The sequence below is a fragment of the Bradyrhizobium sp. Mp27 genome (assembly GCF_029953005.1).
In the GTDB taxonomy this organism is placed as follows: domain Bacteria; phylum Pseudomonadota; class Alphaproteobacteria; order Rhizobiales; family Xanthobacteraceae; genus Bradyrhizobium; species Bradyrhizobium barranii.
Genome location: NZ_JASAUS010000562.1, coordinates 1 through 811 on the forward strand (window position 1 = coordinate 1; position 811 = coordinate 811).

Genomic DNA, 811 nt, shown 5'->3' on the forward strand with positions numbered 1-811 from the left:
CAGATAGCGCGCCAGATCGCCAGTCCGGTACAGCCGGTCGCCGTCCACAAACGGGCTGGTGATGAACCGCTCCGCCGTCAGCTCCGGCCGGTTCAGATAGCCGCGCGCAACCCCTGCACCGCCGATGTAAAGCTCCCCCACCGCCCCAAACGGAACCAGCTCGCCACGAGCGTCGAGCAGATAGATCCGCGTGTTCGCGATCGGGCGGCCGATCGGGATCGAGCTCAACCTCTCGACGGCCTCAGATATTGCGAATGTGGTACTTCCAACCGTCGCTTCTGTCGGACCATAATGATTGATCAGACGCATGGTCGGAAAACGCTCTTGCCAAAACTGTATATCCGCCGGGATTAAGGCTTCGCCTCCAAGCATGAGTACTCGTGTTGGAGCTGGTCCTTTATAGCCGTCAAACCGATTGGTCAGCGTGCTTAAAAGCGAAGGCGTCAGCTTAATCAGATCATAGGTCTGAGCCTGCCCGACGGCCGCACACCAATCTATTGGGACAGCCTGGTTTAGAATGCGGAGCTGGGTACCGGTCAGCAGTGGACCGAACACGGTCGTAATGGTGCCGTCAAAGCTGAACGACAGCAGCATCGGCGAGCCGTTCAACGCTCCTTCGTAATGGCTGCGATCCGACCAATGCAAATAGTTCACCAAACTTCCATGCTCGACCATGACGCCCTTTGGGGTGCCGGTTGAGCCGGAGGTGTAGATCACATAGGCGAGATGGCGTGAGGTGAGGCCGAGCGCGCGCGGGTCCGGATCGGTGGCCGGCAGCTCGGCCCAGGCCGGCGTCGCCGTCTCCAGATCG

General features: G+C 60.0%; 1 protein-coding gene. It reads right to left on the reverse strand.

What is annotated here, in order from left to right; translation table 11 throughout:
- Positions 1 to 811, reverse strand: an 811-nt coding sequence (locus QJT78_RS51750) for an AMP-binding protein (protein ID WP_281460910.1), incomplete at both ends; no start/stop codon positions are given.